This is a genomic window from Pseudomonas trivialis (assembly GCF_001439805.1).
Lineage (GTDB): Bacteria > Pseudomonadota > Gammaproteobacteria > Pseudomonadales > Pseudomonadaceae > Aquipseudomonas > Aquipseudomonas trivialis.
On the sequence record NZ_JYLK01000001.1, the window covers coordinates 508738 to 530957 of the forward strand.

Genomic DNA, 22220 nt, shown 5'->3' on the forward strand with positions numbered 1-22220 from the left:
ATTACCTTGGTAAGGGACGACTATTTGCCCAGTTGCTCGGCCATCTCGGCCGAACGATGTGCCGCAGCACCCAGTGCTGTTTCCACCAGGGCTTCAAAGCCACCGGCCTGGAATGATTCGATGGCCGCTTGGGTGGTGCCGCCTGGCGAGGTCACGCGACGACGCAGTTCGGCGGCGTCCACCTCGCTGGCGACGGCCATTTTTGCCGCGCCCAGCGCTGTTTGCTCGGCCAGTTGTTCCGCCACGTCATGGGGCAGGCCCAGTTTGACGCCAGCGGCGGTCATGGCTTCGATCAGCAGGAAAAAGTACGCCGGGCCGCTGCCGGACACGGCGGTGACCGCATCCAGTTGCTGCTCCTGCGCAAGCCATACAGCGATGCCCACGGCAGACAGCAACGCCTGGGCCTGGTCGCGCTGTGTGGCGCTGACTTCGGCGGTGGCGTACAGGCCGCTCACGCCCTGGCGCAGCAGCGACGGGGTATTGGGCATGCAACGCACGATCGGCTGGGCGCCGAGCCAGTGGTGCATGCTGGCACAGGTGATACCGGCGGCAATCGATACCACAAGCTGATGCGGCTGCAGGCTTGGCCGCAGGCTTTCGCACACCGCCTTCATGGCCTGTGGCTTGACCGCCAGCACGATCACGTCGACGCCATGGATGGCCTCGGCATTGTCGGCGAAGGTCTCGATACCGTGCTCGGCGCTGACGCGCGCGCGCGTCTCTTCGCCCGGGTCGCTGGCGCGGATCTGCGCGGCGTCCAGGCCCTTGGCCCGCAGGCCGCCGATCAGGCTGGCCGCCATGTTACCGGCGCCGATAAAGGCAATACGCGTGTCTTTCATGACAGGTCCTTAGCTAAATGAGCGTCAACCATGTGTTGGCTGGCCGTAGTCGCGGGCGCCAAACAGCGCGGTGCCGACCCGCACCCAGGTGGCGCCCTGGGCGATGGCCGACGCGAGGTCGTGGCTCATGCCCATGGAAAGTGTGTCCAGCGCCAGATTCAGGCTGGCTTGCAACTCGCGCACGCTGGCGAACGCGGCGTCCTGTGCGGCGCGGTCTTCAGTCGGCTCAGGGATCGCCATCAGGCCTCGCAGCGTCAGGTGCGGCAGGGCGCTGATGGCGTTCGCCAGGGCCGGCAGGTCGGCGGGCGTGCAGCCGGACTTGCTGACTTCGCCACTGACGTTGACCTGGATGCAGACATTCAGCGGCGGCAGGTCGGCCGGGCGTTGTTCGGACAGGCGTTGTGCGATTTTCAGGCGGTCCACGGAATGCACCCAGGCGAAGTTCTCGGCGATGGCGCGAGTCTTGTTCGATTGAATGGGGCCGATGAAGTGCCAACTCAAGGGCAGGTCGGATAATTGCGCCTGTTTGCTCAATGCTTCCTGCAGGTAGTTCTCGCCGAAGTCGCGCACGCCGGCGGCATAGGCTTCGCGCACGGCTTCGGCGGGTTTGGTCTTGCTCACGGCCAGCAGGAGGATGCTGCTCGGGTCACGTTGCACGGCGTCGGCCGCGGCGCGGATGCGCTGGCTAACCTGGCCGATGTTGTCTGCTATCGTCGACATTCAAGATGCACCCGTGGATATGGAGTCCGCGGCATTCTACTGGAAATGGAAAGCCCTATGGATATCACTCAATTGCTGACGGCCAGCGTGCGCCGTGGCGCCTCCGACCTGCATCTGTCGGCGGGTCTGGTGCCGATGTTGCGTATTGATGGCGAGGTATGGCCATTGGATTGGCCGGTGCTTTCACCACCGCAAGTAGCGGACTTGTTGAGCCCTTTGCTCAATCAACACCAGCAAAAGGATTTCGAAACATCTCTTGAAACGGATTTTGCGTTCGAGCTGCCGGACGTGGCGCGGTTCCGGGTAAACGTGTTCCAGCAGGCACGTGGCGTGGGCGCGGTGTTTCGCACCATTCCCTGCGAGGTCCAGAGCCTGCAAAGTTTGGGGCTGGGCGAAATCTTCCAGCGCATCGCCCGCTTGCCGCGCGGCCTGGTGCTGGTGACCGGACCCACCGGCTCGGGCAAGTCCACCACGCTGGCGGCGATGATCGATGACCTCAATCGGCATCGGCGCCAGCATATCCTTACGCTGGAAGACCCCATCGAGTTTATCCACCGGCCGAACATGGCCTTGATCAACCAGCGCCAGGTGCACCGCGACACCCACAGCTTCTCGACGGCCCTGCGCTCGGCCCTGCGCGAAGACCCGGACGTGATCCTGATCGGCGAATTGCGCGACCTGGAAACCATTCGCCTGGCGTTGACGGCGGCGGAGACCGGGCACCTGGTGTTCGGCACCCTGCACACCACTTCGGCGGCCAAGAGCGTGGACCGGCTGGTGGATGTGTTCCCGGCGGGGGAAAAGGCCATGGTGCGCTCAATGCTGGCGCAATCGCTGCAGGCGGTGGTGTCACAGGTGCTGGTCAAGAAGCTCGGCGGCGGGCGCGTGGCGGCCCATGAAATCATGCTGTGCACGCCGGCCATTCGTAATCTGATCCGCGAGGACAAGGTGGCGCAGATGGTCTCGGCGATTCAGACCGGCGGGGCGGTGGGGATGAAGATGCTGGACATGAGCTTGCAGGCGCTGGTGAGCGAGGGGCTGATCAGCCGGGAGGACGCACGCGAGAAGGCAACAGTGCCTGGGGATATATAGCGTCATTGCAAACAATGAAAGCCAATGTGGGAGGGGGCTTGCTCCCGATAGCGGTGTACCCGTCAGCTCATCTTTAGCTGACCCACCGCCATCGGGAGCAAGCCCCCTCCCACATTTACTGCACGTGAGCCTGGAAAATCAGCGCTGCACGATCCGCAGGTTGTTGTTCTGCTCTTTGGGCAATACGCGCTTGGCGATCACGTAGTTCTTGTCCCAGAACGGCTTTTTCAGCGTGTCGATGCTCACCGACTTGCCACGACGCGGCGCGTGGATGAAGCGGTCGTTGCCCAGATAAATGGCAACGTGGTTCACCTGGCGGCTCTTCAACTTGAAGAACAGCAGGTCGCCCGGCTTCAGGTCCTTGCGGTCAACCTTCTGCCCGTGGCCGGCGGCCATGGCGTTGGACGTACGCGGCAAATCCACCGCCTTGACGTCATTGAAGGCATATTTCACCAAACCGCTGCAGTCGAACCCTTTACTTGGGCTGCTGCCGCCCCAACGATAAGGAGTACCGAGCACATTCACGGCGCGGCTCAAAACAGTGCTGCTCTGTTTGGTGTTGACGGCCATCAGCGCCGGAGTGGCTTTGCCGTGGGCCTTGCTCAGTTGAGTCGGGCGCTTGACGGTCAGCTTGGCTGATTTGGCGTTGACTGGGGTGCTATGAACTTTAGGGGTGAAACCGTTAACGTTGGGAAGACGTTGCTCACGATTGGTGGCGTGGGCGGCCAGTGGCATTAATAGGCAGATGGTTAGCCATGTCTTGAAAAAAGGTCGCATTCGGCGTGGCTCATATGGGTTAGCGCGCAACTTTATAACAGCTTTTTGTGTCGATCTCAGGCCGTTTGTCGACTCAACCTTGACGGTAAAATCAGGAAAAAGGCGACGATTGCCTGTCATTGTCGGACACAAGTCAGGTGGCATAAGGCTTTCAGGGCAGGGAAGATACCATTTGCCGTACGTCGGGCGCCTGTAAAAAAGTCACAAAGAAAGTGAAAAAATTTATCTATCGAGGCAAATGAGGTACGCGATGAACACCTATCAACAGATTGGCCAGCAGCAAGACACCCACAGCAAGGTGATCGGTTACCTGCTGTGGATTTTCGGTTTTACCGGCGCGCATCGCTTTTATTACGGCAAACCCGTGACCGGAACGATCTGGTTTTTCACCCTGGGCTTGCTGGGTATCGGCTGGCTGATCGACTTCTTCCTGATCCCGGCCATGGACCGTGAAGCCGACCTGCGTTTTACCGCCGGGCCTGTCGAATACAACATCGCCTGGATTCTGCTGGCGTTTCTGGGCGTGTTCGGTGTGCACCGCATGTACCAGGGCAAATGGATCACCGGCCTGATCTACCTGCTGACCGGCGGGTTGTTCCTGGTGGGGGTGTTGTATGACTTCTGGACGTTGAATACGCAGATATCGATCCGCAATGCCGAGCGCAACAGCGGCCGATAAATCGCGTAGCCCTGATGGAGCTCATAAGCCTGATGGAGCTCAACTGTGGGAGGGGGCTTGCTCCCGATAGCGGTGGACCCGTCAGCTCATCTGTTGCTGACCCACTGCAATCGGGAGCAAGCCCCCTCCCACATTTACTGTGACCACTTTAAAGGGGTGTCAGGCCTGGTAGCTGATGCGTCCGTCGACCAAGGTATAACGCACCGTCGCCGGCAGGCTATGCCCGATAAATGGGCAGTTCTCACCCTTGGACAGCCAATGCTCCCCGGCAATCGTCGAGCTGGCCGGGTCAAACAACACCAGGTCCGCCGCCGCCCCCACTGCCAGCTTGCCCGCCGGCAGGCGCAACGCTTCGGCCGGGCCACTGCTCAGGCGCGCCAGCAGCGTCGGCAAATCCAGCAAGCCGTCTTCCACCAGGGTCATCGCCAGCGGCAGCAACAGCTCAACGCTGCTGATACCCGGCTCGGTCGCGCCAAATGGCGCCAGCTTGGCGTCACGTTCGTGGGGCTGGTGATGGCTGGAAATCGCCGACACCACACCGGATTTGATCGCCGCCCGCAAACCCTCGCGGTCGGCCAATGTGCGCAGCGGCGGCTGCACGTGGTACAGGCTGGAGAAGTCGATCAGCGCTTCATCCGTGAGGATCAACTGATACAGCGCCACGTCCGCCGTGACCGGCAGGCCACGGGCCTGGGCCTGGGCAATCAGGGCAACCCCGCGTGCGCTGGTCAGTTGGCTGAAATGTGCGCGCACGCCGCTTTGTTCCACCAGCAGCAGGTCGCGGGCCAGGGCCACGGTCTCGGCGGTTTCCGGGATGCCGGGCAGGCCGAGGAAGCTGGCCACGGCGCCTTCATGGGCCAGGCCGCCTTCGGCCAGGTCGCGGTCCTGGGAATGAAAGATCACCGTCAGGTCGAAGGTGGCCGCGTACTCCAGGGCACGGCACAGGGTGCGGGTGCTGCGGAAGCTCTCCAGGCCGTTGCCGAAGGCCACGCAACCGGCGTCGCGCAGGGCAATCAGCTCGGCCAGTTGTTCGCCGTCCAGGCCTTTGCTCAGGGCGCCGATGGGGAACACCTTGCAATTGCCGGCTTCGCGGGCGCGGTCGAGGATCAGTTCGGTCACCGCCGAAGTGTCCAGCACCGGTTTGGTGTGCGGCGGGCAGCACAGGCTGGTCACGCCACCGGCAGCGGCGGCGCGGGTTTCGCTGGCGATGCTGCCCTTGCGGCTGTAGCCCGGCTCGCGCAGGGCAACGTTCAGGTCCACCAGGCCCGGCGCGGCCACCAGGCCGTTGGCGTCGATGGTCTGGCTGGGACTGAAGCCGTTGGGGGCGGCGCCGATGGCAATGATCTTGCCGGCTTCCAGATGCAGATCGGTGACGTGATCCAGGCCACTGGCCGGGTCGATAACGCGCGCGCCAAGAATGCTGAGCTTCACTGGGCGTTCTCCTGCTCGAATTGACGTTGCGCGGTTTGCCCGCTCATGGCCATGGACATCACCGCCATGCGCACGGCGATGCCGTAGGTCACCTGGTTGAGAATCACCGACTGGTTGCCGTCGGCCACCGCCGACTCGATCTCCACCCCCCGGTTGATCGGGCCCGGGTGCATCACGATGGCATCGGGTTTCGCGCCGGCCAGCCTTGCGGTGGTCAGGCCGAACAGGCGGTAGAACTCGCCCTCGCTCGGCAGTAGCCCACCGGACATGCGTTCGCGTTGCAGGCGCAGCATGATCACCACGTCCACATCCTTGAGGCCTTCGGCCATGTTGGTGTAGACCTTGACGCCGTACTGCTCGATGCCGATCGGCAGCAGGGTCTTGGGCGCAATCACGCGGATATCCGGGCAGCCCAGCGCTTTGAGGGCCAGCATGTTCGAGCGCGCCACCCGCGAGTGCAGGATGTCGCCGACGATGGCCACCGAAAGGTTTTCAACGCTGCCCTTGTGCCGCCGGATGGTGAGCATGTCGAGCATGCCCTGGGTCGGGTGGGCGTGACGGCCGTCGCCGCCGTTGATGATCGCCACCTGCGGGCACACGTGCTCGGCGATGAAGTGCGCGGCGCCGGAGTCGCCGTGGCGCACCACGAACATGTCGGCGGCCATGGCTTCGAGGTTGCGCAGGGTATCGAGCAGGGTTTCGCCCTTGCTCGCCGACGAGGTGGACACGTTCAGCGTGATCACGTCGGCCGACAGGCGCTGGGCCGCCAGTTCAAAGGTGGTGCGCGTGCGCGTGGAGTTCTCGAAGAACACATTGCAGATGGTCTTGCCGCGCAGCAGCGGTACCTTCTTCACCGCGCGTCCGCCCACTTCGAGGAACGAGTCGGCGGTGTCGAGGATTTCGGTGAGCAGTTCGCGGGGCAAACCGTCGAGGGACAAGAAATGTTGCAACTGACCCTGAGCATTGAGCTGCAGCGGGCGCTTGGCATCTAAAGGCGTCATCGCGGGGACTCTTTACAAGGCGGTTTAAAGGGCGAGGTCTTGCAGTTCGAGTTCGAGCGGCGTGGGACCGGACAATTTTACCCGCTGGTGGGCTGCCAAAGACAGCGTGGCGCCGACCACGTCCGGGCTGATCGGCAATTCGCCAGCGTCCAGGTCCAGCAGGCACACCAGCGTCACGCTGGCCGGGCGCCCGTAGTCGAACAGCTCGTTGAGGGCGGCGCGGATGGTGCGGCCGCTCATCAGCACGTCGTCGATCAGCACCAGATGCTGGCCCTCCACCTCAAACGGCAGCGCCGAGGGTTGCACCTGCGGGTGCAGGCCGTTCTGGCTGAAGTCGTCGCGGTAGAACGACACGTCCAGGGTGCCCAGCGGCGACTCGCTGCCCAGCTCGGTCAGCAGCGCCTGGGCCACCCACACACCGCCGGTGCGAATGCCGATGAAGCGCGGTTCGCTGATGCCACGGTGTTCCAGGTGGGCGCTGAGGCGTGTCGCCATCTGGGTGATCAGTTCGGCGGGATTGGGCAGGCTCATGGGGGCTCCTTGGTAGGCCTCGCGCAGGCAAGGTCCGGGCTCAAACGTAAAAAGACGCGGCATGCCGCGTCAGTCAGGATGCAAATAAAGCCGTGTTTTCATCCAGCCAGCCCTGCAACAACAGGGCGGCGGCGATGGCGTCCACCGGGTTGTCGCGGTAACTGCCCTTCTGCCCGCCACGGTCACGGCGTTCACCCTTGGCTTCAAAGGTGGTCAGGCGTTCATCGTGGGTATAGAAGGGCAGGTTGTAGCGGCCATTGAGGCGGCGCGCGAATTTTTCGGCGCGCAGGCACATCTCGCTGGGGGTGCCGTCCATGTTCAAGGGCAGGCCGACCACCACGGCGTCGGGCTTCCATTCATTGATCAGGGCTTCGACCTGATTCCAGTCCGGCACGCCGTTCTGGGCCTTCAAGGTGCACAGTTCGCGGGCCTGGCCGGTAATTACCTGGCCGACGGCCACGCCGATCTGTTTGGTGCCGTAGTCAAACCCGAGAATCAAGCGCAAGGCCATCAGGCGTGCCCCGCCTGGCTGGTCAGCAGGTTGAGGTTGACGCGCAGCTTGGCGGCGGCCGCGTCCAGGCGCAGTTCGCTGGCGGTGTTGAACAGGATGTCGGCGTCGAACGGGCAGGTCAGCCAGGCGTTGCTCGCCAGCTCCGCCTCCAGTTGCCCGGCTTCCCAGCCGGCGTAGCCCAGGGTGATCACGCTTTGCGCCGGGCCCACGCCGTCGGCGATGGCGAACAACACATCCTGAGAGGTGGACAGCGACACACCGTCCAGGTCCACCGTGGCCTGGAACGTCGGCCCGGTCGGGTGCAGCACGAAGCCGCGATCGGTTTGCACTGGTCCGCCGATGTAGATCGGTACGCCCTGGCAACGGGCGGGCGTGTCGATGTCCGGGCGCAGTTGCTCAAGGATATCGGCCAGGTTCAGTTCCTGCGGGCGGTTCACCACCAACCCCATGGCACCATTGGCGGTGTGCTCGACGATGTAGGTCAAGGTTTGCGCAAAATTCGGGTCGGCCATGTGGGGCATGGCGATCAGGAAATGGTGCTTGAGGTAGGTCGGGCTGACATTTTTCATGTCCGGTAGTGTGGCGGTGGAGGGGCGACCTGACAAGCTGGGGATGAATGGCCCAAGGCAATTTGTCATCAGTTGCTGTACAGCCGATCACCCTTGGCGAATTTCCAGGTGCGGATGATTTCCAGGCGGTCCACGTCGTTCAGGTCGCCGGAAAACGGCGCAAAGGGCGCGGCCAGGCGCACGATGCGTTGGGCCGCCTGGTCCAGCAGCGGCTGGCCGGAGGACTCCAGCACCTGCACTTCATACAGCGTGCCATCACGGTTGATTGACACCAATAGACGCAAATTCCCGTAAATCTGCTGGCGTCGCGCTTCTTCCGGGTAGTTCAGGTTGCCGATGCGCTCGACCTTCTTGCGCCACTCGTCCTTATACCAGGCACCTTTATCGCGCATGGTCGAAGCAGCGTTGAGGCGGTAGATGCGCGGGCGCTTGGCGTACAGTTGTTGTTCGTGGGCCAGTTCGGCTTCCAGGCTGGAAATCTCGTCGGACAGGGTCGAGCTGTCGAACGTCGGTGCCGGCTTTGCCGGTTCGGGCTGCGGGTCGGTTTTGGTCTTTTCGCGCTGCACCGGCGCTTTCTGCGGTTTGGGCGCGACGGTAGTCACCGCAGGCTTGGGCGTGGCCTGTTTGACCTCTTGCTTGGGCGCCGGCGGCGGGGAGACCTTATTGACCTTGTTGTCCTGGAAGGGCGCCACTTCAGTGGTCTTGGGCACGGCTTTCTTGTCGAGCGTGCCGCTGCCCTGCTGGTTTTCCTGGGCGAGAAAATCGGCCTTCTCGGGCGCCTTTTCGCTCTTGAACGTGGCGAGGGTGATTTCCAGCGTCCGGGTGATCTGCCTCGGCTCGACCATGGTAAAGCCCACACCGAGGATCAAAGCCAGGTGAATCAACGCGGCCAGAAACAGGGTAAATCCGAGCCGATCAGCCGGGCGCACGCCGCTGTGGGAGAGTTCGGGGGGCAGTTCTGGCGGGAGCGTCATGACAAAAAAACCAACATCGCGCGTTTCACAGGTGGGGCATGATAACGCAATGTTGGCGTGTGTCCGGCTGTCTATGTCACTTGGATTGCAGCTTGCGCTCAATCGCGGCCATCAGCATTTCGCCGATGTTCGTGCCAAATGCATTATCGATCTCGCGAATACAGGTCGGGCTGGTCACGTTGATTTCCGTGAGGTTCTCACCGATCACGTCCAGGCCGACAAACAGCAGGCCCTTCTCGCGCAGGGTCGGGCCGACCTGTTCTGCAATCCAGCGATCCTTGTCCGACAGCGGACGCGCTTCACCGCGCCCACCCGCCGCCAGGTTGCCGCGGGTTTCGCCCGCCGCCGGAATCCGCGCCAGGCAGTAATCCACCGGCTCGCCGTCGATCATCAGGATGCGCTTGTCGCCGTCCTTGATCGCGGGCAGGTAGGCCTGGCCCATGATCTGCTGGGTGCCCAGCACGGTCAGGGTCTCCAGGATCACCGACAGGTTGGGGTCGCCGGCGCGGTGACGGAAAATCGAGGTGCCGCCCATGCCGTCCAGTGGCTTGAGGATCACATCCCCATGCTTGGCGGCAAATTCACGCAGCACATCGGCACGACGGCTGACCACGGTGGGCGGCGTGCACTGTGGGAACAGCGTGGCGAACAGCTTTTCGTTGCAGTCGCGCAGGCTCTGCGGCTTGTTGACGATCAGCACGCCGGCGCGCTCGGCCTGCTCCAGCAGGTAGGTGGAATAGACGAATTCCATGTCGAACGGCGGGTCCTTGCGCATCAGGATCACGTCCAGATCGCTCAGCGGGCTGTCGATTTCGTCTTGCAGCTCGAACCACTTCCCGGGGTTGGCAAACACCTGCAGCGGGCGCATGCGGGCACGGGCCTCGCCGTCGCCCTGGTAAAGGTCGCGCTGCTCCATATAGAACAGCGTCCAGCCGCGTGCCTGGGCGGCCAGCAGCATGGCCAGCGAGCTGTCCTTTTTATAGGAGATGCTGGCGATAGGGTCCATGACAATGCCGACGCGAACGCTCATGGGGATTTCCTCTGCAGATAGGGCGCATAAAAAGTGGCGTCAGAGTGGCGCTGCGGGTGTTGTGGGTCAAGGAAAAACCACCGCGCGGGTGCCTCGATAGATTGCACCCCGAGACTGTGCTAAAAAGACTGCCACGGCGCACCAGCCCTTGAATTCCAAGGCTTGCGGCGCTCATGCTGTGCGTCATCAGGCAGCACGCACGAAAAACCGATTCGCTGTGGCGATGGTAGAGCAACTATGGAACAGCATTCCAACGCCTTGAGAGTGATGGTGATCGACGATTCGAAAACGATCCGCCGCACCGCCGAGACTTTGTTGAAGAACGTGGGCTGCGACGTGATCACGGCCATCGACGGTTTCGATGCCCTGTCCCGGATTGTCGATCATCACCCGCACATTATCTTTGTCGACATCATGATGCCGCGCCTGGATGGCTACCAGACCTGCGCGCTGGTGAAGAACAACCCGGCGTTCAAGGCGATCCCTGTGATCATGCTGTCGTCCAAGGACGGTCTGTTCGACAAGGCCAAGGGGCGCATCGTAGGGGTCGATCAGTTTTTGACCAAGCCGTTCAGCAAGGAAGAACTGCTGGGCGCGATCAAGGCCTGCGTGCCGGGGTTTGCCGCAGTAGAACAAGCACACTGACGCCGTCCCCCCTTGGGCCGGCGCCGACCAATGTAGTGGGGAAAACCATGGCACGTGTTCTGATCGTCGACGATTCGCCGACCGAAATGTACAAACTCACCGGCATGCTGGAAAAGCACGGCCACCAGGTGCTGAAAGCCGAGAACGGCGCGGATGGCGTGGCCCTGGCCCGTCAGGAAAAGCCCGACGCCGTGCTGATGGACATCGTGATGCCTGGCCTCAACGGCTTCCAGGCCACGCGCCAACTGTCCAAGGAGCCGGAAACCAACGGCATCCCGATCATCATCATCACCACCAAGGACCAGGAAACCGACAAGATCTGGGGCGCGCGCCAGGGCGCCAAGGATTACCTGACCAAACCGGTGGACGAAGACACCCTGATCGCCACCCTCAACAAGGTGCTGGCCGGCTGACGGCACGCGATCATGACCGAGTCCCACACCGCCTTCGAGCTGCTGCTGGACATCGACCGCCGCTGTCGCCTGCTGGCCGCCGACCTGCCGTCCCAGGAAACCCGCCTGCAGCGCTGGAGCGGCATCGGCTTTCGCCTGGGGCAGCACTGGTACGTGGCGCCCATCGGCGAAGTCGCCGAGGTGCTGCATGAACCGCGCTGCACCTTGATGCCCGGCGTGAAACCCTGGGTCAAGGGCGTGGCCAACCTGCGCGGGCGACTGTTGCCGGTGATGGACCTGGGCGGGTTCCTCGGCCTGCCGCTGTCCAGGGTGCGCAAGCAGCGGCGGGTATTGGTGGTGGAGGTCAACGAGCTGTTTGTCGGGCTGCTGGTGGACGAGGTGGTGGGGATGCAGCATTTCGCACAAGACGCGCTGGTGAGCGATGCCCGCCCCGACGCGCCGTATATCCAGGGCCGCTTCGACGGCGAGCCGCAATGGCAGGTGTTCAGCCCCTTCGCCCTGGCCGAGGCCCCGGGCTTTATGGATGTAGCCGCATGACCACCCCGACCACGCCCAGGCCCCAGGCCGCGTCGCGCAGCCGTTCACAGATCATCGTGCTGTTCATCGCGTTGATCGTGTTCATCATGCTGCTGTTCGCCAACTTCGCGTACCTCAACACCCAGTCCACCTACGACAAACAGTACATCGGCCACGCCGGCGAGCTGCGCGTGCTGTCCCAGCGCATCGCCAAGAACGCCACCGAAGCCGCTGCCGGCAAGGCGGCGGCGTTCAAGCTGCTCGCCGAAGCGCGCAACGACTTCGCGCAGCGCTGGGGCTACCTGAAAAAAGGTGATCGGGACACCGGCCTGCCCGCCGCGCCCAGTGCCGTGCGCAACGAAATGCGTGCGGTGCAGACCGACTGGGAAGCGCTGCTGAAAAACACCGACGCGATCCTCGCCAGCGAACAGACGGTGCTGTCCCTGCATCAGGTGGCCGCGACCCTGGCCGAAACCGTGCCGCAATTGCAGATGGAATCGGAAAAGGTCGTCGACATCCTGCTGCAGCGCGGTGCCCCGGCCAGCCAGGTGGCCCTGGCCCAGCGCCAGTCGTTGCTGGCCGAGCGCATCCTGGGTGCGGTCAATACCGTGCTTGCCGGCGACGAAACCGCCGTGCAGGCCGCCGACGCCTTTGGCCGCGACGCCAACCGCTTTGGCGTGGTGCTCAATGGCATGCTCAACGGCAACCCCGGGCTGCGCATCACCCAGGTCGAAGACCGCGACGCCCGCGCGCGGCTGACAGAAATCGCCGAGCTGTTCGAGTTCGTGTCCGGCTCGGTGGATGAAATCCTCGAGACCTCGCCGCAACTGTTCCAGGTGCGTGCCTCGGCGAGCAATATCTTCAACCTGTCGCAGACCCTGCTCGATGAAGCCTCGCACCTGGCCACCGGTTTCGAAAACCTCGCCAGCGGACGCAGCTTCGACACCCTCGGCGGCTACGTGCTGGGCTTGCTGGCGCTGACCTCGATCATCCTGATCGGTTTGGTGATGGTGCGCGAAACCAATCGCCAGTTGCGTGAAACCGCCGAGAAGAACGAGCGCAATCAGAACGCGATCATGCGCCTGCTCGATGAAATCGAAGACCTGGCTGACGGCGACCTCACCGTAACGGCCTCGGTGACCGAGGACTTCACCGGCACCATCGCCGACTCGATCAACTATTCCGTGGACCAATTGCGCGATCTGGTCGCCACCATCAACCTTACGGCGGGCCAGGTGGCCGGTGCCGTGCAAGAGACCCAGGCCACCGCCATGCACCTGGCCCAAGCCTCGGAGCATCAGGCCCAGCAGATCGCCGAAGCCTCCACCGCCATCAACCAGATGGCCCAGTCCATCGACCACGTCTCGGCCAACGCCGCCGAATCCTCGGCGGTGGCCGAGCGCTCGGTGGAGATCGCCAACAAAGGCAACGAGGTGGTGCACAACACCATTCACGGCATGGACAACATTCGCGAACAGATCCAGGACACCGCCAAACGCATCAAGCGCCTGGGCGAGTCGTCCCAGGAAATCGGCGATATCGTCAGCCTGATTGACGACATCGCCGACCAGACCAACATCCTCGCCCTGAACGCCGCGATCCAGGCGAGCATGGCCGGTGACGCCGGGCGCGGGTTCGCCGTGGTGGCCGATGAAGTGCAGCGCCTGGCCGAGCGCTCATCGGCGGCCACCCGGCAGATTGAAACCCTGGTGCGGGCGATCCAGGCCGACACCAACGAAGCGGTGATTTCCATGGAGCAGACCACCACCGAAGTGGTGCGCGGTGCGCGATTGGCCCAGGACGCCGGTGTGGCGCTGGAGGAGATCGAAGGGGTGTCCAAGACCCTGGCGGCGCTGATTCAGAGTATTTCCAATGCGGCGCAGCAACAGACGTCGTCGGCGGGGCAGATCTCCCTGACCATGAACGTGATTCAGCAGATCACCACCCAGACCTCGTCGGGCTCGACGGCAACCGCGGAGAGCATCGGCAACCTGGCCAAAATGGCCAGCCAGTTGCGGCGTTCGGTGTCGGGCTTCACCCTTCCGCCGCCCAAACCGGTCGACGATTGAAATGCGATTCAAATGTGAGAGGGGGCTTGCTCCCGACAGCGGTACATCAGTCAATGAATCAGGTGCCTGACCCACCGCCATCGGGAGCAAGCCCCCTCCCACAGGGGATCTCCTTTACTGTCGAGATCTTGGCAACACCAGCAACCCACGAATTCTAAGCGGAGCAGTTATGGTTGATCGGCACGACTACGTGGCCCTCGAATGGGTCAAGGGCGACATTGCCGAAACCCTGAAACAGGCCCGTTCGGCGCTGGATGCGTTTGTCGAAACCCGCGACGCCGACGCCCTGGGCGAGTGCCTGGCGTGCATCCATCAAGTGCATGGCGCGCTGCAAATGGTCGAGTTCTACGGCGCGGCGCTGCTCGCCGAAGAGATCGAGGCACTGGCCCTGGCGCTGCAGGCCGAGCGCGTCAGCCAGCGCGACGAAAGCGTCCGCCTGCTGCAACAGGCCCTCGGCCAACTGCCGCTGTACCTGGACCGCGTGCACAGCGCCCGCCGCGATTTGCCGCTGGTGGTGCTGCCGTTGCTCAACGACCTGCGCAGCGCCCGTGGCGAAAGCCTGCTCTCGGAAACCAGCCTGTTCAGCCCGCAGCTGCTGTCGATTGCGCCGCTGCCCGACGACGCCCTGGCCCAGCGCGATCAGCCCGAGCTTCACGAACAATTGCGCCAGTGGCAGCACTGGCTGCAGCAGGCGCTGGCCGGATTGCTGCGTGAAGACCACGGCCCGAGCAACCTGGAAGACATGGCGCGGGTGTTCGCGCGTCTCGAAACGCTGTGCCAGGGCGCGCCGCTGTTGCCCTTGTGGCAAGTCACCTCGGCGCTGGTCGAGGGCATGCTCACGGGCGTGATCGCCAACAGCCCGGCGTTGCGCAGCCTGCTCAAGGCCAGTGGCAAACAACTCAAACGCCTGCTCGCCCAGGGCATTGGCGGGATCAACCAGCCGGCGCCGGATGGCTTGCTCAAAAGCCTGTTGTTCTACGTGGCCAAGGTCAGCCGGCCAACGCCGCGCATGCAGAGTTTGAAAGAACGCTACGGCCTGGATGACGCCTTGCCCGACAGTGCATTGGTGGACGCCGAGCGTGCGCGCCTGGCCGGGCCGGACCGCAATGCCATGGGCTCCGTGCTCGGTGCGTTGTGTGAGGAGCTGGTGCGGGTCAAGGAGCGGCTGGACCTGTTCGTGCGCAGCGACCGCCAGCACATCGGCGACCTCGACGCGCTGCTGGCGCCGCTGCGTCAGATCGCCGACACCCTGGCGGTGCTGGGCTTCGGCCAGCCGCGCAAAGTGATCATCGACCAGTTGGCCGTGGTGCAGAGCCTGGCCCAGGGGCAGCGCGAGCCCAATGATCCGGTGCTGATGGATGTGGCGGGCGCGTTGCTCTACGTCGAGGCCACGCTGGCGGGCATGGTCGGCACCGTGCAGGCGCAGGGCCGCGAAGAGAGCCGCCTGCCCACCACCGACCTGACCCAGATTCACCAGTTGGTGATCCGCGAATCCTGCCAGTGCCTCAAGCAGGCCAGAGAGCTGGTGATCGATTGCCTCGAAGCCGATTGGGACCGCCAGCACCTGGAGTCCCTGCCGGAGCTGCTGAGCCAGGTGCGTGGTGCGCTGGCCATGATCCCCTTGCCCCGCGCGGCGAGCCTGATGCGCGGCTGCGCCGACTACGTGAATGAACAACTGATGGTCAACGATGCCGCACCGTCCGAGGTGCAGCTGGAGCATTTCGCCGAGGTGATCAGCAGCCTGGAGTACTACCTCGAACGCCTGCTCCAGGACCCCGACGCCGACGGCGAACGGGTGCTGGAGATGGCCACCCAGGGCCTGACCGCGCTGGGTTACCTGCCTGCGGCCAAACCCTGGCGCCAGGCGCTGGTGGCGCCGGAGGGTGCGCTTTCGAGCGATGAGGCGCCGAGCCAGTCGCAGTTCGACGCCCTGGCCAGTCCCACCTCACGCCTGAACCCGCCGGCCCGACAACGCCCCGGCAGCCTGTTGCCGCCGCCGGCCGACGAAGCCCCCGTCGACGACGAACTGCGCGAAGTCTTCCTCGAAGAAACCGACGAAGTCCTCGAGGTGCTGCACCGTGACCTGCCCAACAGTGCCGACAAAACCGCCCAGGCCGAAATGCGCCGCGCCTTCCACACCCTCAAGGGCAGCGGCCGCATGGTGCGCGCGCTGGTACTGGCCGAGCTGGCCTGGGCCGTGGAAAACCTGCTTAACCGCGTGCTGGAGCGCAGCGTGGCCCTCGGCGCCGACGTGCAACAGGTGCTGGATGAAACCGTGGCCCTGCTGCCGGAACTGATCGCCGATTTTGCCAGCGGTAACCAGCACCAGCGCGATGAAGTCGACGCCCTGGCCGCGCGCGCCCACGCCTTGGCCAGCGGCACGCCGACCCACGCGGTCGAACCCCACGACCCGATGCTGCTGGAGATTTTCCGCAACGAAGCCCAGAGCCACCTCGAGAGCCTCAATCACTTTCTGCACCAGGCCGCCGAACATGTTCCGCTGCACGTCAGCGATGCCCTGCAACGCGCGCTGCACACCCTCAAGGGCAGCGCCTACATGGCCGGTGTGTTGCCCATCGCCGAACTGGCGCGTCCGCTCGATCACCTGACCCGTGAATACAAGGCCCACCGCCTGCCGCTGGACCTGGACGAAGTGGAGTTGCTGCTGGAAGCCGAAGGCCTGTTCCAGCAAGGCCTGCGCCAGTTGCATCGCGACCCGCTGGTGCCGATCAAAGGCGCGGCAGCGCTGATCAACCGCACCCAGGCGCTGCTCGACCAGCAGCTTCAAGCCTTGCTCGACGCCCCCGGCACAGGCCTGCGCATCAAGCGCGACCCGCAGTTGATCAGCAACTTCCTGGCCCAGGGCATGGATATTCTGCTGGATGCCGAAAGCCTGCTGCGCCGTTGGCAGCAGCACCCCGGCGAGCGCCAGGAGCTGAGCGCGCTGCTGGACGAATTGACCACCCTGGGGGAGGGCGCGCACCTCGCCGACCTGCACCCCATCGACGCCCTGTGCGAAGCCTTGCTCGACCTGTATGGCGCGGTGGAAGAAAGCAGCCTGGCGGTCAGCGCGCGGTTTTTTCATGAGGCCGAACAGGCCCACGAAGCATTGATCAACATGCTCGACCAGTTGGCCGCCGGCCAGGAAATCAGCCCGGCGCCGGCCCGTTTGCAGGCCCTGCGCGAGCTGCTCGACGATGCACTCGACCCGTCCGCCACCGGGCTGATCACCCGCGACGGCCACAACGCCCCGAACATCGCCGAACTGGGCGCCGCCACGGCGCAGTTGGAGCAGGCAACGGCGATGGACGACGAGATTGTCGAGATCTTCCTCGAAGAGGCGGTGGACATTCTCGACAGCGCCGGCCAGTCGCTCAAACGCTGGCTGCTGGACCCGGAAAACGCCGCGCCGCTGTCCCCCCTGCAACGCGACCTGCACACCCTCAAGGGGGGCGCGCGCATGGCCGAAATCGAGCCGGTAGGCGACCTGGCCCAGGAACTTGAGTGCTTGTACGAAGGCCTGGTGGACCGCCGCTACAGCTACTCGGCCGAACTGTCGCGTTTGCTGATGGCCAGTCACGAGCAGTTGGCCTTGCAGCTGGAAGAGCTGCACGATCACCAGCCATTGAGCGACAGCCGCGAACTGATCGACGCGCTGCGTGCGTTTCGCCAGGCCAGTACGCCGGCTGCACCGGTTGCCGCACCGCAGGCCACCAGCGCCGACCCCGAACTGCTGGATATCTTCCTCGAAGAAGCGGCCGATATCCTCGACAGCTCCGGCGCCGCGCTGCTGCGCTGGCAGGCCGAGCCGGGCGGTCGCCAGGAAGTGGAAACCCTGCTGCGCGACCTGCACACCCTCAAGGGCGGCGCGCGCATGGTCGAGATCGCACCGATTGGCGACCTGGCCCACGAGCTGGAGTTTCTCTACGAAGGGCTGTCCGCCGGGCTGCTTGCGCCGTCGGCCGAGCTGTTCGCGTTGCTGCAAGGCTGCCACGACCGCCTGGCACAGATGATCGACGCGGTCGCCGATGGCCTGCCGGTGGGCTCGGTGGACAAGCTGATCACGCGCATCAGAAGCCTGGTGCAGCCCAGCGTTGAACCGCTGGAGCCGGTGGCGTTGCCCGCCGGCAAGACCGAAGCAGCCGTCGACCCCAACGCCGACATGGTGAAAATCTCCGCCGACTTGCTTGACGACCTGGTGAATCTGGCCGGCGAAACCTCGATCTTCCGGGGCCGTATCGAACAGCAGGTCAACGACGCGCGCGCCGCATTGAGCGAGGTGGAAACCACCATCGAGCGCATGCGCGACCAACTGCGCCGGCTCGACAGCGAAACCCAGGGCCGCCTGCTCAGCCGCCAGCAGGCCGAGGCCGAGCGCCTGGGCTATGAAGAATTCGATCCGCTGGAAATGGACCGCCATTCACAGTTGCAGCAGTTGTCCCGCGCGCTGTCCGAGTCGGCCAGCGACCTGCTGGATCTCAAGGAAACCCTTGAACGCCGCAACCAGGATGCCCATGACCTGTTGCAGCAACAGGCGCGCATCAACACCGCCTTGCAGGAAGGCCTGATGCGCACGCGCATGGTGCCGTTCGAACGCATGCTGCCGCGCCTCAAGCGCATCGTGCGCCAGGTGGCGCAGGAGCTGGGCAAAGACGTGGAATTCGTGGTCGGCAATGCCGAGGGCGAGATGGACCGCAACGTGCTGGAACGCATGGTCGCGCCGCTTGAGCATATGCTGCGCAACGCCGTCGACCATGGCCTGGAATCGCGCGAGGCGCGCCTGTCGGCGGGCAAGCCCGAGACCGGCCGCATCACCCTGGACCTGACCCACGAAGGCGGCGACATCGTGTTCGACATGCGCGACGACGGCGCCGGCGTGCCCCTCGACGCGGTGCGGCGCAAGGCGATCAAGCGCGGGCTGCTCAAGCCCGATCAGGAGATGAGCGACCGCGACGTGTTGCAGTTCATCCTGCAGCCGGGGTTTTCCACCGCCGAGAAAATCACGCAGATTTCCGGGCGTGGCGTGGGCATGGACGTGGTGCATGAAGAGGTGCGCCAGCTGGGCGGCTCGATGGTGATCGATTCGACCTCGGGAGCGGGCGTGCACTTTCGCATTCGACTGCCGTTCACCGTGTCGGTCAACCGGGCGTTGATGGTGCAGTGCGCCGACGATCAATACGCGATCCCGCTCAACACCATTGAAGGCCTGGTGCGCGTGCCCCCCCATGAACTGGCTGGGCATTATCAGCAGGACCCGCCGTGTTACGAGTACGCCGGCCAGCGCTATGAGCTGTTCTACCTGGGCGACCTGTTGCACACCGTCGGCTGCCCGAAACTGCTGGGCGAGTACCAACCGGTGCCGGTGTTGCTGGTGCACTGCAATGAGCGACGCGTGGCGGTGCATGTGGATGCCATGGCGGGCACACGCGAGATTGTGGTCAAGGGCCTGGGGCCGCAGTTTGCCGGGGTGCAGGGGCTGTCCGGCGCAACGATCCTGGGCGATGGCCGCGTGGTGCTGATCATCGACCTGCTGGCGCATATTCGCGCGCGGCAACCGGCCTTGCCGGCGCAGACGCTGGACGCGCCGCTGGTGCTCAACGACCCGCTGAAAAAGCGCCCGCTGCTGGTGCTGGTGGTGGACGATTCGGTCACCGTGCGCAAAGTCACCAGCCGCCTGCTGGAGCGCAACGGCATGAACGTGCTCACCGCCAAGGACGGCATCGACGCCCTGGCCGTGCTTGAGGAGCACACCCCGGACCTGATGCTGCTCGACATCGAAATGCCGCGCATGGACGGTTTCGAAGTGGCGATCCAGGTGCGTAACGACCCACGGCTGATGCGCCTGCCGATCATCATGATCACCTCGCGCACCGGCCAGAAACACCGCGACCGCGCCATGGCCATCGGCGTCAACGACTACCTGGGCAAGCCGTACCAGGAGTCGGTGCTGCTGGAAAGCATCGCCTATTGGAGCAAGTCCCATGCTTGACCACCGCGCCAGCCAGGTCACCGGCCTGCTGCTGCCCCTGGCTGATCGTCACTTGGTATTACCCAACGTTGCCATTGCCGAGTTGATCGACTTTCAGCGTGGAGAACCAGCCAGTGACGCACCGCCGTGGTATCTGCGGCAAGTGACCTGGCGTGATCGGCAGATTCCGTTGATCAGCTTTGAAGCGGTGTGCGGCGAAGCCAGCCTGACCGGCGAGCGTTCGCGCATCGTGGTGCTGAACGCGCTCGGCGGGCGGCCAACGCTGAAGTTCATTGCGCTGGTGATCCAGGGCATTCCCCGCTCGTACAAACTCGACAGCGAATTGAGCTACGTGGACGTGCCGCTGTGCCCGCTGGAGCTGGCGGCGGTGCAAGTGGGCGAGCATGTGGCGAGAGTGCCGGATTTGATGGGGCTTGAAGCGCTGCTGGTCGAGTCCGGCCTCGCCTGATGACATGTCGTGTGAAGACTCCATGTGGGAAGGGGCTTGCTCCCACAGTGAATCGCGCTCGGCTTCAGCGCTCAATCGATCCGCGCAAACCGCTCAATCACTGGCTGCTCACGGTGCTCTGCCTGCCACAGGTCGTAGGCGCTTTGCATCGATATCGGAGCATTCCTTACCGTCTGTCGGGATAACACGCTCGAATACGGCTCTCGGAATTTTCCTGCAGGATTTTGGGCTGTGCATGAACTTGTTGAGCACGGCCAGCGCGCCTAGTCTTCGTCCCGTCATCGCAAAAAACGGTGACACGGACGTGCAAGTCCGGTTACATGTCGGCGCATAAACGCCCATAGCCATTCAGCGGGCGTTTTTTATGCCTGCTGTACTTGTTATGGCAGCTGCGCGCGGGAGATCTTTCGAGGTCTGCCGGGGTCCGATATGCCCGGTCTTGCACACCTGCGCACAGCTGCCACCCTTATTCGCGTGCAAGCGGAAAGGGCGCAGCCTCCATCACATATCGGAGCTGTAAATCATGTTCAAACCCACCCCGAGTTCACCCCTCTTCACCGTAACCCCCAAGCAAACCACCGAAACCTTGCTGGTCAACGCCAGCGAAACCCTGTCGTCCCTCAACGCACTCACTTGCACGCTGGCCTTCGATCTGGACGCTTCCCAGCGCGCGATCATGCTCGGCATTCAACAGCTGGCCAAGCTCGGCCAATTGCTGGTCGACAGAGCACTGGAGCAAGTCAGTCCTTCGCCTATCTAAACCACGCCACCGAGCAAATGTATGGGGCTTGCTCCCGATAGCGGTGGGTCAGTTGCCTATTTATCAACTGACCGCCTGTTATCGGGAGCAGACTCCCTCGAACATTTTGTGCTTGATCGTTCCCATAAAGGGACCTATCGTTCCCTTATTGGGACTCTCCGGCCTTCACCATGCAAACCTTATCGCTCAGTTCCGCGCTTTTCACCGTCACCCAGCAGAAAGTGCTTGGCCTGCTGTTCGGCAAGCCCGAGAAAAGTTTCTTCACCAATGAAATCGCGCGCTGGGCCCAGGTGGGTAAGGGTAGTCTCACCCGCGAGCTGACGCGTTTGCAGCTGGCCGGCATCCTGAGCGTAACGCGCCAGGGCAACCAGACCCATTACCAGGCCAACCCTCTGTGCCCGATCTACTCGGAGATGCTGGCTATCGTGCGCAAGACGCTTGGCCTGGATGAGCCATTGCGCAACGCACTGGCACCGTTCGCCGCGCAGATCACCTGGGCGTTTGTTTACGGCTCCATCGCCAAGGGCGAGGCGCACTCATCCAGTGACATAGATCTCATGCTGATCGGCAAAAGCCTCAACTACAGTGAAGTCATGGAACAGCTCATACCGCTGGAAGAGCAACTGGGCCGCACCATCAACCCGACGCTTTACACCCCTCAAGACTGGATCGGCAAATGGAATGCCGGCAACAGCTTTGTGCAACGGGTCGTACAGCAGGACAAGATCAATCTGATTGGGGGAAATCCCCTGGAATCCATGGATGGACAGCAAGGCAAACCTGGAGAATCTGCAACGTAGTGGTGGCTTGAAAGCCGAGCCGCCGGATCGCAAGGAATGTGATGGGCTGATGCGCTCGGCCCGTGACCGGTTGAAAGACGCCGCAACCGCGCCGCTATCGTTCGCCAGTCGTTTCGACCTGGCCTACAACGCCGCTCATGCCATGGCGCTTACAGCCTTGCGTCTGCAAGGGTATCGCTCCGACAAACGCTATCTGGTTTTTCAATGTCTGGTACACACCACCGAAGCGAACAAGGTGGAGGTGAGGTTATTGGTGCTGTGCCATGAGCGCCGAAATCTGGCGGAATATGAGGGCTACATGGATGAAGACGAGGCGCTGCTAAGTCAATTGATGAGCGCCGCAATGGCGCTGTTGAAGAAAGTGGAAGAGCTTCTTGCTGGTCATAAATGGGGATAACGCGCCTTTCCTGCGACCGCGATCCACTG

21 protein-coding genes and 1 pseudogene are annotated in these 22220 nt (G+C 63.4%); 11 read left to right on the top strand and 11 right to left on the bottom strand.

Features of this window, described 5'->3' with window-relative positions; translation table 11 throughout:
• Positions 1-20 precede the first annotated feature (20 nt).
• Positions 21-839 carry a pyrroline-5-carboxylate reductase gene (gene proC, locus TU79_RS02340; RefSeq protein WP_057006519.1) on the bottom strand — a complete coding sequence of 273 codons (819 nt, stop codon included), beginning with the start codon at positions 837-839 and terminating at the stop codon, positions 21-23.
• A 24-nt stretch (positions 840-863) separates the two neighbouring features.
• Positions 864-1559, bottom strand: coding sequence for a YggS family pyridoxal phosphate-dependent enzyme (locus TU79_RS02345; RefSeq protein ID WP_057006520.1), 696 nt, complete (start codon positions 1557-1559; stop codon positions 864-866).
• Between the two features lie 57 nt (positions 1560-1616).
• On the opposite strand from TU79_RS02345, the gene TU79_RS02350 reads away from it, so the two are divergent.
• On the top strand, positions 1617-2651 hold the full coding sequence (locus tag TU79_RS02350) for a type IV pilus twitching motility protein PilT (protein ID WP_057006521.1): 1035 nt from the start codon (positions 1617-1619) through the stop codon (positions 2649-2651).
• A gap of 138 nt (positions 2652-2789) precedes the next feature.
• Here TU79_RS02350 and TU79_RS02355 read toward each other — a convergent pair whose 3' ends face one another.
• The gene (locus TU79_RS02355) at positions 2790-3428 is read right to left on the bottom strand and encodes a C40 family peptidase (RefSeq protein ID WP_057006522.1); all 639 of its coding nucleotides are present in this window, start codon (positions 3426-3428) and stop codon (positions 2790-2792) included.
• 268 nt (positions 3429-3696) lie between these two features.
• Between TU79_RS02355 and TU79_RS02360 the strand changes: the two genes are divergently transcribed.
• Positions 3697-4107 carry an NINE protein gene (locus TU79_RS02360; protein ID WP_169793778.1) on the top strand — a complete coding sequence of 137 codons (411 nt, stop codon included), beginning with the start codon at positions 3697-3699 and terminating at the stop codon, positions 4105-4107.
• A 159-nt stretch (positions 4108-4266) separates the two neighbouring features.
• Here TU79_RS02360 and TU79_RS02365 read toward each other — a convergent pair whose 3' ends face one another.
• The 7 genes from TU79_RS02365 to gshB all read right to left on the bottom strand — a co-directional run bounded on the left by TU79_RS02365 (position 4267) and on the right by gshB (position 10154).
• Complete coding sequence (locus tag TU79_RS02365) at positions 4267-5538, bottom strand: dihydroorotase (protein ID WP_057006524.1); 1272 nt, start codon at positions 5536-5538, stop codon at positions 4267-4269.
• On the bottom strand, positions 5535-6539 hold the full coding sequence (locus TU79_RS02370; protein ID WP_057006525.1) for an aspartate carbamoyltransferase catalytic subunit: 1005 nt from the start codon (positions 6537-6539) through the stop codon (positions 5535-5537). Before TU79_RS02370 ends, TU79_RS02365 begins: the two co-directional genes overlap by 4 nt.
• 24 nt (positions 6540-6563) lie before the next feature.
• Positions 6564-7070: a bifunctional pyr operon transcriptional regulator/uracil phosphoribosyltransferase PyrR gene (pyrR, locus tag TU79_RS02375; RefSeq protein WP_057006526.1), complete on the bottom strand. Its 507-nt coding sequence runs from the start codon at positions 7068-7070 to the stop codon at positions 6564-6566.
• 73 nt (positions 7071-7143) lie between these two features.
• Positions 7144-7581, bottom strand: coding sequence for a Holliday junction resolvase RuvX (gene ruvX / locus TU79_RS02380; protein ID WP_003234589.1), 438 nt, complete (start codon positions 7579-7581; stop codon positions 7144-7146).
• Positions 7581-8150 carry a YqgE/AlgH family protein gene (locus TU79_RS02385; RefSeq protein ID WP_057006527.1) on the bottom strand — a complete coding sequence of 190 codons (570 nt, stop codon included), beginning with the start codon at positions 8148-8150 and terminating at the stop codon, positions 7581-7583. The genes ruvX and TU79_RS02385 overlap by 1 nt, the downstream gene beginning before the upstream one ends.
• Before the next feature lie 68 nt (positions 8151-8218).
• Positions 8219-9124, bottom strand: coding sequence for an energy transducer TonB (locus tag TU79_RS02390; protein WP_057006528.1), 906 nt, complete (start codon positions 9122-9124; stop codon positions 8219-8221).
• Between the two features lie 76 nt (positions 9125-9200).
• Positions 9201-10154, bottom strand: a complete 954-nt coding sequence (gene gshB, locus TU79_RS02395) for a glutathione synthase (RefSeq protein WP_057006529.1) — start codon at positions 10152-10154, stop codon at positions 9201-9203.
• 237 nt (positions 10155-10391) lie between these two features.
• Between gshB and pilG the strand changes: the two genes are divergently transcribed.
• The 6 genes from pilG (at position 10392) to TU79_RS02425 (ending at position 20234) form a co-directional block, all read left to right on the top strand.
• Positions 10392-10799, top strand: coding sequence for a twitching motility response regulator PilG (gene pilG, locus TU79_RS02400; RefSeq protein ID WP_057006530.1), 408 nt, complete (start codon positions 10392-10394; stop codon positions 10797-10799).
• A gap of 47 nt (positions 10800-10846) precedes the next feature.
• Complete coding sequence (gene pilH / locus TU79_RS02405; protein ID WP_003234583.1) at positions 10847-11212, top strand: twitching motility response regulator PilH; 366 nt, start codon at positions 10847-10849, stop codon at positions 11210-11212.
• A 12-nt stretch (positions 11213-11224) separates the two neighbouring features.
• Complete coding sequence (locus TU79_RS02410) at positions 11225-11749, top strand: chemotaxis protein CheW (protein WP_057006531.1); 525 nt, start codon at positions 11225-11227, stop codon at positions 11747-11749.
• Positions 11746-13797 (top strand): methyl-accepting chemotaxis protein, encoded by a 2052-nt coding sequence (locus TU79_RS02415; protein ID WP_057006532.1) that lies wholly within the window; start codon positions 11746-11748, stop codon positions 13795-13797. The genes TU79_RS02410 and TU79_RS02415 overlap by 4 nt, the downstream gene beginning before the upstream one ends.
• A gap of 169 nt (positions 13798-13966) precedes the next feature.
• Entirely contained in the window at positions 13967-19786 is a 5820-nt protein-coding gene (locus TU79_RS02420) for an Hpt domain-containing protein (protein ID WP_057006533.1), read from the top strand.
• On the top strand, positions 19779-20234 hold the full coding sequence (locus TU79_RS02425; protein WP_057006534.1) for a chemotaxis protein CheW: 456 nt from the start codon (positions 19779-19781) through the stop codon (positions 20232-20234). The genes TU79_RS02420 and TU79_RS02425 overlap by 8 nt, the downstream gene beginning before the upstream one ends.
• 71 nt (positions 20235-20305) lie before the next feature.
• Here TU79_RS02425 and TU79_RS26780 read toward each other — a convergent pair.
• Positions 20306-20389, bottom strand: a pseudogene (locus TU79_RS26780) (HigA family addiction module antitoxin); the annotation flags it as partial.
• A 368-nt stretch (positions 20390-20757) separates the two neighbouring features.
• Between TU79_RS26780 and TU79_RS02430 the strand changes: the two are divergent.
• The 3 genes from TU79_RS02430 to TU79_RS02440 all read left to right on the top strand — a co-directional run bounded on the left by TU79_RS02430 (position 20758) and on the right by TU79_RS02440 (position 22191).
• Positions 20758-20994, top strand: coding sequence for a DUF6124 family protein (locus tag TU79_RS02430; RefSeq protein WP_057006535.1), 237 nt, complete (start codon positions 20758-20760; stop codon positions 20992-20994).
• A gap of 170 nt (positions 20995-21164) precedes the next feature.
• Positions 21165-21794 carry a nucleotidyltransferase domain-containing protein gene (locus TU79_RS02435; protein WP_057006536.1) on the top strand — a complete coding sequence of 210 codons (630 nt, stop codon included), beginning with the start codon at positions 21165-21167 and terminating at the stop codon, positions 21792-21794.
• Positions 21757-22191 carry a hypothetical protein gene (locus TU79_RS02440; protein WP_057006537.1) on the top strand — a complete coding sequence of 145 codons (435 nt, stop codon included), beginning with the start codon at positions 21757-21759 and terminating at the stop codon, positions 22189-22191. Before TU79_RS02435 ends, TU79_RS02440 begins: the two co-directional genes overlap by 38 nt.
• The last annotated feature ends 29 nt before the right edge of the window (positions 22192-22220 follow it).